This window comes from Pseudoduganella flava (assembly GCF_007830495.1).
Classification (GTDB): domain Bacteria; phylum Pseudomonadota; class Gammaproteobacteria; order Burkholderiales; family Burkholderiaceae_D; genus Rugamonas; species Rugamonas flava.
In genome coordinates this window covers 218489-235824 of record NZ_VLKW01000010.1, presented here as the reverse complement: position 1 = coordinate 235824, position 17336 = coordinate 218489, and the positions used below count along the sequence as shown (strand labels likewise).

Here is a 17336-nt window from a genome sequence, read left to right as displayed (position 1 = left end):
CCCGTGATTGCGACGGGCTATGGTAGCACGCGCTACGGTCAGGTAAAATAGCGGATTGGTCCCGACATTCGTTGCGAAACAAACATGCAATCTCAGCCACTTTCCCGTCTCAACAAGCCCGCCGAACCTGGCGCCGCCACGCCTGCTCCGAAGGTCGGTTTCGTATCGCTCGGCTGCCCGAAGGCGCTGGTCGACTCCGAACAGATCCTCACGCAGCTGCGCGCCGAAGGCTACGAGACCGCCAAGTCGTACGACGGCGCCGACCTCGTGATCGTCAACACCTGCGGCTTCATCGACGCCGCCGTGCAGGAATCGCTCGATGCGATCGGCGAGGCGCTGGCCGAGAACGGCAAGGTGATCGTCACGGGCTGCCTGGGCGCGAAGAAGGATACGGACGGCAGTGACCTGATCCAGAAGATCCACCCGAAGGTGCTGGCCGTGACGGGCCCGCACGCGGTTGGCGAGGTGATGGCGTCGGTGCACACGCACCTGCCCAAGCCCCACGAGCCGTTCATCGACCTCGTGCCGCCGCAGGGCGTGAAGCTGACGCCGAAGCACTATGCCTACCTGAAGATCTCGGAAGGCTGCAACCACCGCTGCTCGTTCTGCATCATCCCGTCGATGCGCGGCGACCTCGTGTCGCGCCCGATCGCGGAGCTGATGCTGGAAGCGGAAAACCTGTTCAAGGCGGGCGTCAAGGAACTGCTGGTGATTTCGCAGGACACGTCGGCCTACGGCATCGACGTCAAGTTCCGCTCCGGCTTCTGGAACGGCCGCCCCGTCAAGACGCACATGACGCAGCTGACCGAGGCGCTCGGCCAGCTCGCCAAGCAGTACGGTGCGTGGGTGCGCCTGCACTATGTGTACCCGTACCCGCACGTGGACGAGATCATTCCGCTGATGGCGGACGGCCACGTGGTGCCTTACCTGGACATCCCGATGCAGCACGCGCACCCGGAAGTGCTGAAGCGGATGAAGCGCCCGGCCTCCGGCGAGAAGAACCTGGAGCGCATCCTGAAGTGGCGCCAGATGAACCCGGACCTGACGATCCGCTCCACGTTCATCGCCGGCTTCCCGGGCGAGACGGAAGCCGAATTCGAATACCTGCTGGACTTCCTGAAGGAAGCGCAGATCGACCGCCTGGGCTGCTTCGCCTACTCGCCGGTCGAAGGTGCGACGGCCAACGCGCTGGACAACCCGGTGCCGGAAGAAGTGCGCGAAGAGCGCCGCGGCCGCGTGATGCTGCTGCAGGAAGAGATCTCGAAGCAGCGCCTGAAGGCCAAGGTCGGCAAGACGGTCAAGGTGCTGATCGACGAGCTGACGCCGTCCGGCGCCATCGGCCGCTCGGCCGCGGACGCGCCGGAGATCGACGGCGTCGTGCACGTGAAGAAGCCGTTCGAGCCGCACAAGAAGCTCGCTGTCGGGCAGTTCTACGACGTCGAGATCACGCGCGCCGATGCGCACGACCTCTGGGGCGAATCTTGAGCCCAGTGGGCTCAAGATTCGTAGCCAAGGCGTGAGCCAGTGGCTCGCGCTTCCTCGCCAAGGCGTGAGCCCGATGGGTTCAGGCTTCGTCGCCAGGAGCTGAGCCACGGCGTCAGCGGAAGCAGTCGTCGGACGGCCTGACGGTTAAAATAAAAGGCGGACCACCCGGTCCGCCTTTTTTCATTCCGCGCCATGACCGACAAGACCATCTCTCTGCAAACCTCGCTGATCCACAACGACTACACGCCGCCGGCCGGCTTCGGCGCCTTCCCCCCGGCGATCCACCACGCCTCCACGGTACTGTTCCCCAACGTGCAGGCGATGCGGTCGGGCGACTGGCGCGAGAAGAACGCCTATACCTACGGCCTGCACGGCACGCCGACGACGTTCACGCTGGAAGCCCGCCTGGCCGATATCGAAGGCGGCAAGCACTGCCTGCTGGCGCCGTCCGGCCTGGCCGCGATCTCGATGGTCGACTTCGCGCTGCTGAAGACGGGCGACGACATTCTCCTGCCGGACAACATCTACAACCCGAACCGCGTGCTGGGCAACTGGCTGCAGGAGTCGATGGGCATCACGGCCCGTTACTACGACCCGCTGATCGGTGCCGGCATCGCCCAGCTAATCCAGCCGAACACGAAGCTGATCTGGGCCGAGGCGCCCGGGTCCGTGTCGATGGAAGTGCCCGACCTGCCGGCGATCTGCGCCGCCGCGAAGGCACGCGGCGTGATCGTTGCCCTCGATAACACGTGGTCCGCCGGCATCGCGGTGCGCGCATTCGACCTCGGCGTCGACATCGTCATCCAGGCGCTGACGAAGTACCAGTCGGGCGGGGCGGACCTGCTGATGGGCGCCGTCATCGTGCGCGATGCGGCGCTGCACGACACACTGAGTCTGTCGCATATGCGCCTGGGGTATGGTGTCGGCGCCGACGATGCCTACCTCGTGATGCGGGGACTGCCGACCTTGAAGCTGCGCTTCGATGCGCACGATGCGGGCGCCCGCCAGGTGGCCACATGGCTGAAGGGCCGCCCGGAGATCGCCAAGGTACTGCACCCGGCGTTCGCGGACTGCCCCGGCCACGAGCACTGGAAGCGCGACTTCACGGGTGCGGGCGGCCTGTTCTCCGTGCTCTTCGATGCGCGCTACACGGAAGAACAGACGGACCGCTTCGTCGATGCATTGAAGCTGTTCCAGATCGGCTACAGCTGGGGCGGCCCGAACAGCCTGTGCGTGCCTTACCGGATGCAAGCGAGCCGCCGCAACTGGGGGGAGCAGGGCACGCTGGTGCGTTTCAATGTCGGCCTCGAAGATCCGACCGACCTGATCGCGGACATCGAACAGGCGCTGGCCCGACTCTGAGCTGCGGCATTAGTTCCAGCCTATCCTTGCGATCAATCAATACAATCGTTCACAGTCTTTCAATTTATGCATGCGAATGCTTAAATGTACACAGGAGAATGCTGAGCCCGACTAAGTTGAACCACAACAAAGGAGGAGATATGAAGGCTTCCTGGATCGCATGCGCAGTCACGCTGGCGCTGGCCCCCACGGTCGTGTGGACACAGGAGGGCAAGCCCAAGCCTCCTCCGGCGCAAAGCCCCACCAGCTACATGAAGGTGGACATCACGGAACCGTTCCAGGTGACGATGGAGCGGATGAAAGCTGCCCGGCCCGCGATCGAGCGCCGCCAGCAGGAATTGCTGGCGCAGCGCTACGACCTGGCCAACCGCCCCGCGAAAGGCGTCACGATGTACCGCGGCAAACCGGTGCAGGAAGGCGTGCGGGTCAAGCTGCCGAAGGGCGTCACGTGGCAGCAGCTGGCCGCGATGAGCCCCGACGACATCAAGCAGCGCGACCTGTTCCCGGCCGGCTTCCTGCCGCTGCCGCACCCGAACCATCCGGAAGGCGGCATGCTGTTCCCGCAGTTTCACATTGACGCGATCCTGAAGCAGGAGCAGCGCGACCTGAACCGCTTCGACCTGGCGTTCGACCTGCCCGACCACGTGCTGCCCGAGTTCCCCGCGCCGATGTTCTTGACGACGCACCCGGAAATGGGCGACGTCACCCAGGGCAAGCTGCTGACGATCGATAACTTCCACGAGATCTTCAATGGCCTCTTGAACCCGAAGCAGATCGAAGGCCTGCGCCTGCTGCTGACGCCATTCCCGCAGCAGCAGTTCAACCAGACCGAGGACCGCCGCTCGGTGCGGCCCAGCCGCGGCGTCGCGTGCCTGGACTGCCACTCGAACGGTCACACGAACGGCTCGACGCACCTGGTCGGCGACATCCGGCCGCAGGAACTGCGCCACCGGATCGAGACGCCGACCTTGCGCGGCCTGAACGTGCAGCGCCTGTTCGGTTCGCAGCGCGCGCTGAAGACGGTCGAGGACTTCACAGAGTTCGAACAGCGCGCCGCCTATTTCGACGGCGATCCCGTTATCGCGACGAAGAAGGGTGTCAACGTGCTGGAGCGGGGCAGCCAGGTGCACTTCATGGCCGAATTCCAGGCGCTGATGGACTTCCCGCCGGCGCCGAAGCTGAACGTGTACGGCAAGCTCGATGCGGCCAAGGCGAGCCCACAGGAACTGCGCGGCCAGGAAATCTTCAACGGCAAGGGACAATGCGTGACGTGCCACGCGGCGCCGTACTACACGGACAACCTGATGCACGACCTGAAGACGGAGCGCTTCTACAAGGTCAAGATGGTGAACGGCATGAAGGTGGTCGGCGACGGCAAGATCAAGACGTTCCCGCTGCGGGGCATCAAGGAATCGCCGCCGTACCTGCACGACGGCCGCCTGATCACGCTCGAGGATACGGTGGAGTTCTTCAACCTCGTGCTGGAGACGAAGCTGTCGGATAACGAGAAGGCCGATTTGGTGGCGTTCCTGCGCACGCTGTAATGAAACAGGGCCGCGTGCGCGGCCCTGTTCGATGCCTTCGAACGAGCGTCAGATCGGCTCGTTGTTGTTCAGCGCGACCCAGCCGCGGATCAGCCGGTAAGCCTTCCACAGCCACGCGACGCCGAACACGATCCACGCGAACAGCACCCCGATGATCGTGACGACGAGCAGCCAGCCGATCGCCATCCAGAACACGTACCACCAGAACGACCGGATCTGCCAGCTGTGATGGCTGTACACGAACGTGCCTTCGGCCTGCGAGCGCTGCACGTAGTTGAGGATCAGCGGAATGAACGACAGCGCGCCGAGCGTGAACAGCAAGCTGACCGCGTGGCCGACGTACAGCCAGAACGCCCAGTTCTTGGCCGAATCGGTACGCGCATCGAGAACCAGTTCCTGTGCCATCTTGCACTCCATGTAGTGAACGAGTGGCACAGTCTATAGCAAATCTGCCAACGCGGGCACCCCGCAGCCAGGCTTCGTCAGTGATTGCGCCCGTCATAATGCTGCACGGGGATCGCCTCCAGGTCGATGCCCTCGATGCAGCGCAGGTTGATCGCGGCCATCGCATTGCCCTGCGGGTCGGTGCCCTCGCCATACGGGTGGATGCCGCACGTGGGGCAGAAGCGGTGGCGGATCACGTGCTTGTTGAACGTGTAGGTGGCCGCGTTCTCGTCCGGCGTCTTCAGTTTCAGGTCGGTGCGCGGCACGAACCACATCAGTGCGCCCTTGCGCTGGCAGATCGAGCAATTGCATGCCAGCGCGCCGGCGATCGTCCCTTCGATCTCGAATGCTACATTGCCGCAGTGGCAGCTTCCCTGGTAAAGCATGGTCTCCTCCTTGGTATCGTTCAAGCCAGTTGCCGTTCCAGCACCAGTGCCAGCTTCACTCGCCGGCATCACTCTCCGGCATCACTCTCCGGCATCACTCTCCGGCATATTCGGCCGCGGCCTTGGCGGACCACAATGCCTCCTGGTGCGACGGATAGGGCTCGTCGTAACCGTCGATGCTGCCGTCCGCGGCGACGAACCACAGTGCCCAGCCGCCGTCGACGGGCTGGATCGCGATGTCGCCCGGCTTGCATTGCGTGGCCGGTTCCTCGGTGGCGTCGAGGGTGACGATACGGGTGCCGCGGTGGGTGATGGTAGTGGACATGATCATCGATATTGGCGCAGGTAGGCAAGCAGGTTGGCAATCTGGCGTTCGTCGCCGATGCCCCAGAACCGCATCTTCGTGCCCGGAACCACGTCGCCCGGGTCGCGCAGGAAGGCGGCCAGGGTGCTGTCGTTCCAGACGATGCCGGACTTCTTCATCGCCGCGGAATACCGGTACTCGGTGCTGCCGGCGCGGCGGCCGAACAACCCGTTCAGGTGCGGCCCGAAGCCGGCGCGGGCTTGCGGGCCCACCTGGTGACACGATGCGCATTTCCTGAACGCGGCCGCGCCGGCGGCGGGGTCGCCCGCGGGCGCCGGCGCGGCCAGGGCCGCCGGCATACAGCCCAGCAGGGCGGCAAAAAGGATGGCGCGGGTCATTGCACGATTATAGCGTGCACGATGACGACGAGGGCGACGAGGACGACGACGACAGCGGCGAGCGTCGCCGTGCGCCGCCGGCGGGGCGCTGCTGATACAGTCGGCTTTCCCCCACACCTTGTTTGCCATGAATACGCACCGCCTCCTGCAGAATGTGAAAAGCCTGGCCGGCTGGCTGCTGGTCACTTTTACCGCCGCCGCGCTGGGCGCCTGGGCTTCACGCGACGCGCCGGAGTTCTACGCCCAGCTGAACAAGCCGGCATGGGCGCCCCCGCCCGGCGTGTTCGGCCCCGTGTGGAGCGTGCTGTACCTGCTGATGGCGATCGCCGCCTGGCTCGTGTGGCGCGTACGCGGCTTTTCCACGGCGCCGCGCACGCTCGGCCTGTACCTGGTGCAGCTGGCCGCGAACGCGCTGTGGAGCTGGCTGTTCTTCGCCTGGCACCTGGGCGCGGCCGCGTTCGCGGAAGTGCTGCTGCTGTGGGCCCTGATCGTCGCGACGACCATCGCGTTCTGGAAGGCGTGCCGCGCCGCCGGCGTGCTGCTGCTGCCTTATCTCGGCTGGGTCACGTTCGCCGGCGCGCTGACGTACGCCTGCTGGCAGCGCAATCCGCAACTGCTCGGCTGACACTGGACGCCGGCGCCATCGTTGTCTATGCTCGCACGACACGATGGAGGAAACGATGAGCGGACCCCTGGCAGGCATCAAGGTGGTGGAAATCGGCGCGCTGATCGCGGCGCCGTTCGCGGCGCGGCTGCTGGCCGAATTCGGCGCGGAAGTGATCAAGATCGAAGCGCCGGGGCACGGCGATCCGATCCGCAAGTGGCGCAAGCTGCACAACGGCACGTCGCTGTGGTGGTACCTGCAGTCGCGTAACAAGCAATCGATCGCGCTGAACCTGAAGAGCGCGGAAGGCGTGGACATCGTCAAGCGCCTCGCCGCCGAGGCCGACGTGCTGATCGAGAACATGAAGCCGGGCGCGCTGGAAAAGCTGGGCCTCGGTTGGGACGTGCTGCATGCGCTGAACCCGAAGCTGACGATGGTGCGCATCTCCGGCTATGGCCAGACGGGCCCGTACAAGGACCGCCCCGGCTTCGGCGCGATCGGCGAGGCGATGGGCGGCATCCGCTACACGACGGGCGAGGCGGGCGGCGTGCCGGCGCGCGTCGGCGTCAGCTTGGGCGATTCGCTGGCGTCGCTGCACGCGGTGATCGGCGCGCTGATGGCGGTGCTGCGCGTGAAGACGGGGCAGGGCGAAGGGCAGGTCGTCGACGTGTCGCTGGTCGAGAGCGTGTTCAACCTGATGGAAAGCCTGGTGCCCGAATACGACCTGCTGGGCCACGTGCGCGAGCGCAGCGGCGGCGCGCTGCCCGGCATCGCCCCGTCGAACACGTATCCGACGCGCGACGGCGCCTACGTCGTCATCGCCGGCAACAGCAACCCGATCTACAAGCGGCTGATGGCCGTGATCGGCCGGCCGGATCTGGCCGACGATCCCCGCTTTGCGCACAACGACGGGCGCGCCGCGCAGGCCGCGCTGATCGACGGCGCGATCGCCGGCTGGACGTCGCTGCATCCGATCGAGCACGTGCTGGCCGCGCTGGAAGCGGCCGACGTGCCGGCCGGCCGCATCTACTCGGTGGCGGACATCGTCGCCGACCCGCATTACCAGGCCCGCGACATGATCCTCGACCAGCAACTGCCGGACGGCGTGCGCGTCAAGATGCCGGGCATCGTCCCGAAGCTGTCCGACACGCCGGGCGCCGTGCGCTGGCAAGGGCCGGCGCTGGGCGAGCATACGGATGCCGTGCTGGCGCGGCTCGGCATGACGGCGGCGGACATCGCGCGGCTGCGCGCGGAGGGGGTGGTGCAGTGATCAGCGCCGCCGCGCGCCGGCCAGCAGCGCCGTCAGCGCATGGGTATCGACGGGTTTGACGAAATGGTGGTCGAAGCCGGCCGCGAGCGACGCCCGCCGGTCGCTGTCCTGGCCGTAGCCGGTGATCGCGATCAGCAGCGCGGCCGCGGCGGTGGGCAATTGGCGCAGCCGGCGCGCCAGCTCCCTGCCGTCCATGCCGGGCAGGCCGATGTCGAGCAGTCCCACGTCGAACGGTTCGCGCTCGGCCAGCGCCAGCGCGGCCGGGCCGTCGTGTGCCGTGCGCACATCGTGCCCCTGCGATTCCAGCAGCAGCGCCAGCATCAGCGCCGCGTCGACATTGTCGTCGACGACCAGCGTGCGCACTTTGCCGGCGGTGCCGGGCAGGTCCGCCAGGGGCCCTTGCGGCGCGGCGGCATCGGCCGGCAGGGCCGGCAGCCGAACGACGAAACGCGAACCGCGGCCCGGGCCGTCGCTGTGTGCGCTCACCGTGCCCTGGTGCTGTTCGACGAGCGCCTTGACGAGGGCCAGGCCTAGCCCCAGCCCGCCCTGCGAACGGTCCGGCGTGCGGCGGGCCTGCGTGAACAGGTCGAATACGGCCGGCAGCAGCTTCGCTTCGATGCCGATGCCGTTGTCGGCCACCGAGATCTCCACGTGGCCGTCCGTGCAGAGCGCTTCGACCGTGATCTGGCCACCCTCCGGCGTGTACTTCGCCGCGTTCGACAGCAGGTTCGCCAGCACCTGGACCAGGCGCTTGTGGTCGCCCTCGACGGCCACGCGCCGCGGCGGCAGCCGCAGCGCCAGGTGGTGGCGCCGGTTCGACACGAGCGGGCGCGCCTGTTCGACGGCGTCCGCTACCACGCGGTTCAAGTCCAGCCGGGTGCGCTCGATCGTCACCAGGCCCCGTTTCACGCGCGAGACGTCCAGCAGGTCGTTGACGAGGCCCGTCATGTGCACGACCTGGCGCGCGATGATCTCGCTGGTGCGGCGGATCTGGGCCGCGTCCAGCCGGCCGTAGCGCAGCAGGTCGGCGGCGCCGCCGATCGGCGCCAGCGGGTTGCGCAGCTCGTGGCCCAGCATCGCCAGGAATTCGTCCTTGGCGCGGCTGGCTTCCTCGCGGTCGGCGTTCAGCCTGGCCGTCTGCAGGCCGCTGGCAGCCAATGTCGTGGCGGCGCGCAGCAGCGCGACCTGGGCGGTCGTCGGGAACGTGGGGTCGGGCGAGCCGAACCAGATGCCGCCGGCCGTCTCGTACAGGCCGAGGCTGAGCACGATCACGCGCTGCGGGCCGAGCGGGGTATCGCACAGCTGCACGCGCTGCGCCGCGGCACGGGGCCAGATCGTGACGCTGTCGAGCCACGCCGGCGCATCGGCCAGGTCGACGGGAGCGCCCTGGATGCGCAGGCGCGGGCCACCGCGCATGCCGACGTCCGCATACAGGAATGCGAGCGGCACGAGGTGTTCGACGGCTTCGCTCATGATGCGCAGCACCGCCTCCTCATCGCGCCCGGCCCACAGGGCGGGCAGCGCGAGGAGGCCCATCAGGTCCCGGGTTTCCCGCGTCAGCGCGGCCGGGTGGGGCGGCGGGTACGCGCGCTGCTCGCCGTCATGCATCCTTCATATGCCCCCTGCGGCGGCGCAGTTCATCGAGCATCTCGCGCGGCGGCGTGAAATACGGGTTTTCCTGGATGACGCCGTTGATCAGCGTGAGCGGGTGCGTACGCAGCAGGTCCATCATCATCGCGCCGGACAGCTTGGCGGTGTCGTAGACGCACACGGCCGGCTGGCGGTTGCGGGCCAGCACCTCGTTGACTTCGGCCTCGTACTCGATCAGGTCTTCGGCGCCGGGCAGGTCCGCGAACGCCCAGCCCATATTGCCCATGATGCGCAGGCCCGTGAACTGGCCGGCCGTGGCCTCGCGCGTCAACGCGTCGACAGTCGCCAGCATCTTGTTTTTGTCGAAGGCGCCGTCGGCGTTCAGGTAGGCCTCTTGCCAGCCCAGCACTTCCAGCTGGCCGCAGGTTTCGCAGTGATGGGTGTCGATGCCGCCGTCGCGCAAGCGTGCCTTGTGGTCGTCATGCAGCTCGGCCGCGACGATGTGCAGGTTCTTTTCACGCTGCGTCACGGCTTCCTGATAGAACGGCGTCAGCACCGCGTATTCCTGGGTGCGGCTGTCGAAGAAGGCGCAGACGTGATAGGCGTCCAGCTGGGTGCCGGCGATCGACATGGTGCGCATGGTGGCCTCGCGAAAAGTGTTAAAAACACATTGTACGATGCCGCGGGCGGCGTGGCACCATGCACGGATGGCTACTAAATCGGTAGCCGCGCAACAGCCGCGCGCCAGCTCGCGGGCCGGCGGGCAGGTCAGGCGAACAGGTTCAGGATGCCGTCCAGGCCGACGAAATTGAGTGCCACGGTGGCCTGTTCGCGCACGACCGGCTTGGCGCGGAACGCCACCGACATGCCGGCGATGCCCATCATTTTCAGGTCGTTGGCGCCGTCGCCCATCACGATCGCCTCGGATGGGGTGATGCCGAGGCCGGCGCACACGTGCTCGACGGTGGCCTGCTTGGCGGCCGCGTCGACGATGTCGCCGATCACCTTGCCGGTCAGCTTGCCGTCGACGATCTCGAGCTCGTTGGCGCGCGTGTAGTCGAGGCCCAGGCGCTCCTTCAGCCGGTCGGTGAAATAGGTGAAGCCGCCCGAGACGAGCAGCGTCTTCAGGCCGGCGGCCTGCACGGCGCGCAGCATCCGTTCGGCACCTGGCGACAGGCGCAGGCGCTCGTCGTACACGCGCTGCAGTGCCGAGGCATCGAGCCCTTCGAGCAGCGCGACGCGGCGGCGCAGGCTTTCCGAGAAGTCCAGCTCGCCCCGCATCGCCGCCTCCGTGATTGCTGCCACCTGCGGTTTCAGGCCCTGCATGTCGGCGATCTCGTCGATGCATTCGATCGTGATCAGCGTGGAATCCATGTCCATCGCGACCAGCTTGTAGTCGGCAAGGTGGTGCACGCCCATCATGTAGGTGGCGTCCAGTTCGGCCGCGTGGGCGGCCACTTCGATCGTCTGGCGCAGCGCCGGCGAGAAGGCGATGCCGTCGCAGCGCAGCGCCGTGTCGGAGATGCGGGTGACGTGCCGCGGTGCCGTCAGCGCGGCGATGCGCTCGGCGCGCGGCATGCAGTCGTCCACGCCCTGCAGGACGAGGTTCATCGTGATGTCTTGTACTTGATTCATCGGACTAAGGTTCATGCGGTCAGTTGTTTGATCGCGTTCTTGATCTGTGCAACGCGGGCCGCCAGGTCCGGCATGTTGGCGGTGATCTTCAGTTTGTCCTGTCCGTTCAGCTTGATGTGCCGGTTCTTCTGGATCAGGGTGATGATGCGCATCGGGTCGATGGGCGGCTTCGGCATGAATTGCAGGTTCGCTGCCTCTCCATGCGCGTCGATCTTGACGATGCCGACCGTGGCCGCGGCCAGGCGCAGCCGGTGCGTCTCGATCAGCGCACGGGTCGCCTCCGGCAGCTTGCCGAAGCGGTCGATCAATTCTTCCTGCAGGCCGTCGATCGCGTCCTGCGACGCGCAGTTGGCGAGCCGTTTGTAGATCGACAGGCGCTCGTGCACGTCGCCGCAGAAGTCGGCCGGCAGCAGCGCGGGAACGTGCAGGTTGATCTCGGTGGTGGACGCCAGCGGCGCCGCGAGATCCGGCTCCTTGCCCGCCTTCAGCGCGCGCACGGCCTCGTTCAGCATGTCCGTGTACAGCTGGAAGCCCACTTCCAGCATTTCGCCGGACTGGCTTTCGCCCAGCACTTCGCCGGCGCCGCGGATCTCCAGGTCGTGCATCGCCAGGTAGAAGCCGCTGCCCAGTTCTTCCATCTGCTGGATCGCGTCGAGCCGGCGCTGCGCCTGCTTCGACAGGCCCTGCAGGTCGTTGACGAGCAGGTAGGCATAGGCCTGGTGGTGTGAGCGGCCGACGCGCCCGCGCAGCTGGTGCAGCTGGGCGAGGCCGAACTTGTCGGCGCGGTGCATGATGATCGTGTTCGCCGTCGGCACGTCGATGCCCGTTTCGATGATCGTCGTGCACAACAGGATGTTGTAGCGCTGTGCCACGAAGTCGCGCATCACCTTTTCCAGGTCGCGCTCGTGCATCTGGCCGTGCGCGACGGCGATGCGGGCTTCGGGCAGCAGTTCCGTCAGCTGGGCGAGGCGGTTCTGGATCGTCTCCACCTCGTTGTGCAGGAAGTACACCTGGCCGCCGCGCTTCAGTTCGCGCAGCACGGCTTCGCGGATGATCGATTCGCCCTCGCTGCGCACGAACGTCTTGATGGCCAGGCGCTTCTGCGGCGCCGTGGCGATGACGGAAAAGTCGCGCAGCCCTTCCAGCGCCATGCCCAGCGTGCGGGGAATCGGCGTGGCCGTCAGGGTCAGCACGTCGACCTCGGCGCGCAACGACTTCAGCGCCTCCTTCTGGCGCACGCCGAAGCGGTGTTCCTCGTCGATGATGACGAGGCCGAGGCGGGTGAACTTGACGTCCTCGGACAGCAGCTTGTGGGTGCCGATCACGATGTCGAGCGTGCCGTCGGCCATGCCCTTGATCGCGTTGGCGATCTCCTTGCCGGTACGGAAGCGCGACATTTCCGCGATCTTCACGGGCCAGTCGGCGAAGCGGTCGGCAAACGTCTGCGCATGCTGCTCGGCCAGCAGCGTGGTGGGCGCGAGGATCGCCACCTGCTTGCCACCCATGACGGCGATGAATGCGGCGCGCAGCGCCACTTCCGTCTTGCCGAAGCCGACGTCGCCGCACACCAGCCGGTCCATTGGTTTGCCCGACGTCATGTCGTGGATCACGGCATTGATCGCCGCCGCCTGGTCCGGCGTCTCGTCGAAGCCGAAGCTGTCGGCGAAGCGCTCGTAGTCGTGCGACGAATATTCGAACGCATGGCCCTGGCGCGCGGCGCGCCGGGCGTACAAGTTGAGCAGCTCGGCGGCCGTGTCGCGCACCTGCTCGGCGGCCTTGCGCTTGGCCTTGTCCCACTGGCCGGAGCCCAGCGTGTGCAGCGGGGCATCCTCGGGCGCGCCGCCCGAATAGCGCGAGATCACGTGCAGCTGCGATACGGGCACGTACAGCTTGGTGTCCTTGGCGTATTCCAGGTGCAGGAACTCGGTCTCGCCGACACCCAGGTCCATGCTGGTCAGGCCCATGTAGCGGCCGATGCCGTGATTGATGTGCACCACCGGGTCGCCGATCTTCAGCTCCGACAGGTCGCGCACCATCGACTCGACCTGCGTGACGGCTTCCTGCTTCTTCTTGCCGACGCGCCGGCCGGTACCGGCATACAGCTCCGTCTCCGTGACGAACGCCAATGGCTCGTCCAGCCGCAGCTCGAAGCCGGCCTGCAGCGGCGCGACGCCCAGCGCGAGCTTCTGGTGCGAGCCCGTGAAGCCGTCATAGCCTTCGACCAGCGCGGGGTGCAGGTCGAATTCGGCGAAATACTGCTGCAGCGTTTCGCGCCGGCCGGCCGAATCGGCGCAGATCATCACGCGCCCCGGGAACTTCAGCAGATACGCGCGCAGGTTCGTCAGCGGATCGTCCAGGTGGCGGTTCACCGCCACGTTCGGGACGGGCGCGGACAGCTCGGACGGTTCGCCGTCGTTGTCCTTGCCGATCGCCACGCGGGCATGCGGCTTGGCCAGCGTGTAGAACGCCTCGTCGCGCAGGAAGATCGCTTCCGGCGGCAGGATCGGGCGCTCGCGGTCGGCCTTCAGGAATTTGTAGCGGCTTTCCGTATCGGCCCAGAAGCGGCGGATCGCGCTGTCGATGTCGCCGACGAGAGCCAGCGCGGCGCCGTCGGGCAGGTAATCGAACAACGTTGCCGTCTCTTCGAAGAACAGCGGCAGGTAGTATTCGATGCCGGCCGACGCGATGCCGTTGGAGATGTCCTTGTAGATCATCGAACGCGACGGATCGCCCTCGAACGTTTCGCGCCAGCGGCTGCGGAACGTCGTGCGCGCCGCCTCGTCCATCGGGAATTCGCGGCCCGGCAGCAGGCGCACTTCCTTGACGGGATACAGCGAGCGTTGCGTGTCGGCGTCGAACGTGCGGATCGTCTCGACCGTGTCGCCGAACAGGTCGAGCCGGTACGGCAGCGCGGAACCCATCGGGAACAGGTCGATCAGGCCGCCGCGCACCGAGTATTCGCCGGGCGACATCACCTGCGTCACGTGGTTGTAGCCGGCCAGCGTCAGTTGCTTGCGCAGCGCACCCTCGTCGAGCGTTTCGCCCTGCTTGAAGAAGAAGGTGTAGGCGGCCAGGAACGACGGCGGCGCCATCCGCACCAGGGCCGTGGTGGCCGGCACCAGCATCACGTCGCACTGGCCGCTGCGGATCTCGTGCAAGGTGGCCAGGCGTTCGGACACCAGGTCCTGGTGCGGCGAGAACGCGTCGTATGGCAGCGTTTCCCAGTCGGGTAGCAGGTGGCAGCGCAGAGTCGGTGCGAACCACGGGATCTCGTCCAGCAGGCGCTGGCCGTCGCCCGCCTGGGCGACGACGACCGCCAGCATGCGGCCCTGTGACTTCAGGTGCAACGCCGCTTGCGCCAGCGCGTAGGCGTCGGCGGAACCGTACAGCGCGGGCAGCGCGAAGCGGTTACCGGGTTTCGGGAGGGCTTTAGTAAAGTCGAAAGGCATGCGGCAGGAAGGCTGACTTGTAACGAGCTGACTTCTAACTGGCTGACGAGGCAGCGCGGCCATGGCCGCGCGAAGGCAACATTATAGTCGAAGCATCGCAGGGGCGTCGTCCCTGTGGCCGGGACGCGCTTACGCCACCGTGGCGCCGAATTGCAGGGCCAGGTGATCGACCAGCAGCCGCGCCGCCGCCGGCAGCGTGCCGTGCCAGACAGCCTGCACGCGCTGCGGCGGCGGTTCGTGGTCCTGCAGGATGAGCTGCACGCGGCCTTCGTCGAGCAGGCGGCGCACCTGCCACAGCGCGGCCATGCCGGCGCCCAGCCCCTGCGCGACGGCCTCGTTGCACGTCGCGGCGTCGTTGGCACGAAACACGCCGGCGACCTTGACCCGCCGCGCCGTGGCGCCGTCCTGGTACGGCCACTGGCCCCGCTCCGGGCCGATCGTCCGCACGACACACGGCAGTTGCGCCAGCGCCTCGGGCGTGGCCGGCAGGCCGTGGCGCCGTACCCACTCCGGCGCGGCAAAGAACACGCGGCGCAGCCGCGCCAGCGGCCGGGCGCGCAGCGTGGAATCGGCCAGTTCGCCGATCCGGACGGCGAAATCGAGCTTTTCGCTCAGCAGGTCGGCTGGGCGGTCGCCGACGACCAGTTCCACCCGCAAGTCCGGCCAGCGGTGCAGGAAGCGCGCCACCATCGGCCCCACGTGGCTGGCCGCCAGCAGGGCCGGCGCGGCGATCCGCAGCGCGCCGGCAACGTGTTCGGCCTCGCTGCGCGCCTCGGCCCGGGCCGCGTCCAGCTCGGCCAGCACGGGGCGGATGCGGTGGGCGAACGCCAGCCCGGCCGGCGTCGGCTGCAGGCTGCGCGTGGTGCGCCGGATCAGCTGCGTGCCCAGTTCCCGCTCCAGCCGTGCCAACAGCCGGCTCACCGCCTGCAGCGAGCGACCGTGCGCCCGGGCGGCGGCCGTCAGCGAGCCCAGTTCCACGATCGCGGCAAACACCCGGTAGTCGTCCAGTTCGTTCATGCTCAGCAGATTCTCTCGTCAAATGGAAGAGTCTATCAGTGCGGCCGCCGATTGTGGCGGCACGCGGCACAGAACAAGCTCCCACCATCACCACTACACGGAGCAACGATGGCACCCCAGATCCACCACGTCGACGCATTCACCCGCACGCCCGGCCGCGGCAACCCGGCCGGCGTCGTGCTGCACGCGGACGGCATGACCGATGGCGACATGCTGGCGATCGCCCGCGACGTCGGCTATTCCGAAACGGCGTTCGTGCTGGCGCCCGACGACGAGCGCCACGACGTGCATGTGCGCTTCTTCACGCCCACCGTCGAGGTGCCCGTGTGTGGCCACGCGACGATCGCCGCCCATTATGTGCGCGCCGCGGTGCTGGGCATCTCCGGCAGCTTCGTGCAGAAGACGGGCGCCGGCTTGCAGCGCATCGGCGTCACCCGCCATGAGGGCGACTGGCGCGTGGCGATCCACCAGGGCGCCCCCGAGTTCGGCGCGCCGCTGGATGCGGCGCTGCGTGCGCGGATCGCCGCCGCGCTGGGCCTCGTGCCGGACGATATCGCCGCCCACCTGCCGGTGCAGATCGTCTCGACCGGACACTCGAAGGTGCTGGTGCCGCTCACGGACGCCGCCTTGCTCGACCGCCTGGCGCCCGACCGGGAAGCGCTGACCGCCTTGAGCGGGGACTTGGGCAGCAAGGGATATTTCCCGTTCGTGGCGGGGGAAGGGCGCACGGAAGGGCGCATGTTCGCGCCGGCGATCGGCGTGGCCGAAGACCCCGTCACTGGCAACGCGAACGGGCCGCTCGGCGCCTACCTGGTGCGGCATGGGCTGATGGCGCACGACGGCGTGCGGCTGGCGTACGAGGGCCACCAGGGCCGCGCGCTGGGCCGCGACGGCATCGTCCACGTGGCCGTCGACATCGGCGGCGGCGCGCCGCTGGCGGTGACGATCGCCGGCGACGCCGTGATCAACAGCGCAGCAGCACGGCCGTGATGTTGTCCCGGCTGCCGTCGCGCTTGGCCATCGCGACCAGTCCGGCGCAGCAGGCGTGCAGGTTGTCGGGGCGAGCGTCCGCCAGGATGCCTGCCAGCGCCGCCGCCGGCGTTTCGCCATGCAAGCCGTCGCTGCACAGCAGGTAGACGTCGCCCGGCGCCACCGTGTGGGTGATCAGTTCCGGTTGCACGAAGGAGCCGGGGCCGACGGCCTGCAGCAGCAGGTTGCGCGGCGGCAGAGGCGGCGGCGCGTGCAGGTCGAGCGCTTGCTGGTACAGCGTCTGGTCGCGCGTCAGCTGCGTCAGCGCGCCGGCGCGCCAGCAATACAGGCGGCTGTCGCCCACGTGGAAGATCAGTGCCGGGCCGCCGGGCACCGGCTGCCACATGCCTGTCAGCGTCGTGCCCATGCCCGTGCCTTCCGCGTGGTGGTGCGCGAGGTTGGCCTGGTATAGGTGCGCGTTGGCGTAGGCAACGGCGTCGTGCAGCGTGGCGACGGCCTTCAGCGCGGCGCCGGTCCACGTGGCGTCGGGGTCGGCCGGTTCCGGGGCGCCGGCCGGCCGAGCATGCGGCGCGGCGTGCTCGCGCTGCCCGGCGAGATAGTCGCACAGCAGGCGGATCGCTTCCGCGCTCGCGATCTCGCCTGCTTCGTGGCCGCCCATGCCGTCCGCGACTGCGAGCAGGTTCAGCTCGGGGGCGACATGAAAATGATCCTGGTTCGAGGCGCGCACGGTCCCCACGTCCGTGATCCCGAACGCAACGCCCAGCTCCAGCGTTTGGTACTGCGACAATGATGGCCGGTTCCAGCTGCCCAAGAGAACTCCCCGTTCACGATGCAGCGCATGCTAGCACGGGGCGCACT

Annotated in this window: 16 protein-coding genes; 6 read left to right on the top strand and 10 right to left on the bottom strand. The window is 67.6% G+C overall.

Features of this window, described 5'->3' with window-relative positions:
- Nucleotides 1-84 precede the first annotated feature (84 nt).
- From rimO to IP92_RS23100, 3 genes are all read left to right on the top strand, one after another.
- Entirely contained in the window at nt 85-1485 is a 1401-nt protein-coding gene (rimO, locus tag IP92_RS23110) for a 30S ribosomal protein S12 methylthiotransferase RimO (protein WP_145879651.1), read from the top strand.
- A gap of 192 nt (nt 1486-1677) precedes the next feature.
- Entirely contained in the window at nt 1678-2847 is a 1170-nt protein-coding gene (locus IP92_RS23105) for a cystathionine beta-lyase (RefSeq protein ID WP_145879648.1), read from the top strand.
- 140 nt (nt 2848-2987) lie between these two features.
- Nucleotides 2988-4391, top strand: a complete 1404-nt coding sequence (locus tag IP92_RS23100; RefSeq protein ID WP_199271866.1) for a hypothetical protein — start codon at nt 2988-2990, stop codon at nt 4389-4391.
- Nucleotides 4392-4439: 48 nt separating this feature from the next.
- Here the strand turns inward: IP92_RS23100 and IP92_RS23095 are convergent, their stop codons facing one another.
- From IP92_RS23095 to IP92_RS23080, 4 genes are all read right to left on the bottom strand, one after another.
- A complete protein-coding gene (locus IP92_RS23095) occupies nt 4440-4796 on the bottom strand; it encodes a DUF4870 family protein (protein WP_145879646.1) in 357 nt (118 codons plus the stop codon).
- A 77-nt stretch (nt 4797-4873) separates the two neighbouring features.
- Nucleotides 4874-5221, bottom strand: a complete 348-nt coding sequence (locus IP92_RS23090) for a GFA family protein (protein WP_145879644.1) — start codon at nt 5219-5221, stop codon at nt 4874-4876.
- Between the two features lie 94 nt (nt 5222-5315).
- Nucleotides 5316-5546, bottom strand: coding sequence for a hypothetical protein (locus tag IP92_RS23085; protein ID WP_145879643.1), 231 nt, complete (start codon nt 5544-5546; stop codon nt 5316-5318).
- Between the two features lie 2 nt (nt 5547-5548).
- Entirely contained in the window at nt 5549-5923 is a 375-nt protein-coding gene (locus IP92_RS23080) for a c-type cytochrome (protein WP_145879641.1), read from the bottom strand.
- Between the two features lie 127 nt (nt 5924-6050).
- Here IP92_RS23080 and IP92_RS23075 point away from each other — a divergent pair, with 127 nt between their 5' ends.
- Complete coding sequence (locus IP92_RS23075; protein ID WP_145879638.1) at nt 6051-6548, top strand: TspO/MBR family protein; 498 nt, start codon at nt 6051-6053, stop codon at nt 6546-6548.
- A gap of 55 nt (nt 6549-6603) precedes the next feature.
- Nucleotides 6604-7797, top strand: a complete 1194-nt coding sequence (locus IP92_RS23070; RefSeq protein WP_145879636.1) for a CaiB/BaiF CoA transferase family protein — start codon at nt 6604-6606, stop codon at nt 7795-7797.
- On the opposite strand, the gene IP92_RS23065 is transcribed toward IP92_RS23070, so the two are convergent.
- The 5 genes from IP92_RS23065 to IP92_RS23045 all read right to left on the bottom strand — a co-directional run bounded on the left by IP92_RS23065 (nt 7798) and on the right by IP92_RS23045 (nt 15488).
- Entirely contained in the window at nt 7798-9405 is a 1608-nt protein-coding gene (locus IP92_RS23065; RefSeq protein WP_145879634.1) for a hybrid sensor histidine kinase/response regulator, read from the bottom strand. It abuts the gene before it with no gap.
- Nucleotides 9398-10027 carry an MEDS domain-containing protein gene (locus IP92_RS23060; protein WP_145879632.1) on the bottom strand — a complete coding sequence of 210 codons (630 nt, stop codon included), beginning with the start codon at nt 10025-10027 and terminating at the stop codon, nt 9398-9400. The genes IP92_RS23065 and IP92_RS23060 overlap by 8 nt, the downstream gene beginning before the upstream one ends.
- Nucleotides 10028-10155: 128 nt before the next feature.
- The gene (serB, locus tag IP92_RS23055) at nt 10156-10998 is read right to left on the bottom strand and encodes a phosphoserine phosphatase SerB (protein ID WP_145879761.1); all 843 of its coding nucleotides are present in this window, start codon (nt 10996-10998) and stop codon (nt 10156-10158) included.
- 35 nt (nt 10999-11033) lie between these two features.
- On the bottom strand, nt 11034-14471 hold the full coding sequence (gene mfd / locus IP92_RS23050) for a transcription-repair coupling factor (RefSeq protein WP_145879630.1): 3438 nt from the start codon (nt 14469-14471) through the stop codon (nt 11034-11036).
- 129 nt (nt 14472-14600) lie between these two features.
- Nucleotides 14601-15488, bottom strand: coding sequence for a LysR family transcriptional regulator (locus IP92_RS23045; RefSeq protein ID WP_145879628.1), 888 nt, complete (start codon nt 15486-15488; stop codon nt 14601-14603).
- 108 nt (nt 15489-15596) lie between these two features.
- On the opposite strand from IP92_RS23045, the gene IP92_RS23040 reads away from it, so the two are divergent.
- Nucleotides 15597-16478: a PhzF family isomerase gene (locus tag IP92_RS23040; RefSeq protein WP_145879626.1), complete on the top strand. Its 882-nt coding sequence runs from the start codon at nt 15597-15599 to the stop codon at nt 16476-16478.
- On the opposite strand, the gene IP92_RS23035 is transcribed toward IP92_RS23040, so the two are convergent.
- Nucleotides 16453-17265: a PP2C family protein-serine/threonine phosphatase gene (locus IP92_RS23035; protein WP_145879624.1), complete on the bottom strand. Its 813-nt coding sequence runs from the start codon at nt 17263-17265 to the stop codon at nt 16453-16455. The two genes, IP92_RS23040 and IP92_RS23035, sit on opposite strands and share 26 nt — an antisense overlap.
- Between the last annotated feature and the right edge of the window lie 71 nt (nt 17266-17336).

Excerpts from the sequence above, each read along its gene's own strand:
- rimO (WP_145879651.1), top strand. The coding sequence starts at position 85 with ATGCAATCTCAGCCACTTTCCCGTCTCAACAAGCCCGCCGAACCTGGC.
- IP92_RS23105 (WP_145879648.1), top strand. The coding sequence starts at position 1,678 with ATGACCGACAAGACCATCTCTCTGCAAACCTCGCTGATCCACAACGAC.
- IP92_RS23100 (WP_199271866.1), top strand. The coding sequence starts at position 2,988 with ATGAAGGCTTCCTGGATCGCATGCGCAGTCACGCTGGCGCTGGCCCCC.
- IP92_RS23095 (WP_145879646.1), bottom strand. The coding sequence starts at position 4,796 with ATGGCACAGGAACTGGTTCTCGATGCGCGTACCGATTCGGCCAAGAAC.
- IP92_RS23090 (WP_145879644.1), bottom strand. The coding sequence starts at position 5,221 with ATGCTTTACCAGGGAAGCTGCCACTGCGGCAATGTAGCATTCGAGATC.
- IP92_RS23085 (WP_145879643.1), bottom strand. The coding sequence starts at position 5,546 with ATGTCCACTACCATCACCCACCGCGGCACCCGTATCGTCACCCTCGAC.
- IP92_RS23080 (WP_145879641.1), bottom strand. The coding sequence starts at position 5,923 with ATGACCCGCGCCATCCTTTTTGCCGCCCTGCTGGGCTGTATGCCGGCG.
- IP92_RS23075 (WP_145879638.1), top strand. The coding sequence starts at position 6,051 with ATGAATACGCACCGCCTCCTGCAGAATGTGAAAAGCCTGGCCGGCTGG.
- IP92_RS23070 (WP_145879636.1), top strand. The coding sequence starts at position 6,604 with ATGAGCGGACCCCTGGCAGGCATCAAGGTGGTGGAAATCGGCGCGCTG.
- IP92_RS23065 (WP_145879634.1), bottom strand. The coding sequence starts at position 9,405 with ATGCATGACGGCGAGCAGCGCGCGTACCCGCCGCCCCACCCGGCCGCG.
- IP92_RS23060 (WP_145879632.1), bottom strand. The coding sequence starts at position 10,027 with ATGCGCACCATGTCGATCGCCGGCACCCAGCTGGACGCCTATCACGTC.
- serB (WP_145879761.1), bottom strand. The coding sequence starts at position 10,998 with ATGAACCTCGTCCTGCAGGGCGTGGACGACTGCATGCCGCGCGCCGAG.
- mfd (WP_145879630.1), bottom strand. The coding sequence starts at position 14,471 with ATGCCTTTCGACTTTACTAAAGCCCTCCCGAAACCCGGTAACCGCTTC.
- IP92_RS23045 (WP_145879628.1), bottom strand. The coding sequence starts at position 15,488 with ATGAACGAACTGGACGACTACCGGGTGTTTGCCGCGATCGTGGAACTG.
- IP92_RS23040 (WP_145879626.1), top strand. The coding sequence starts at position 15,597 with ATGGCACCCCAGATCCACCACGTCGACGCATTCACCCGCACGCCCGGC.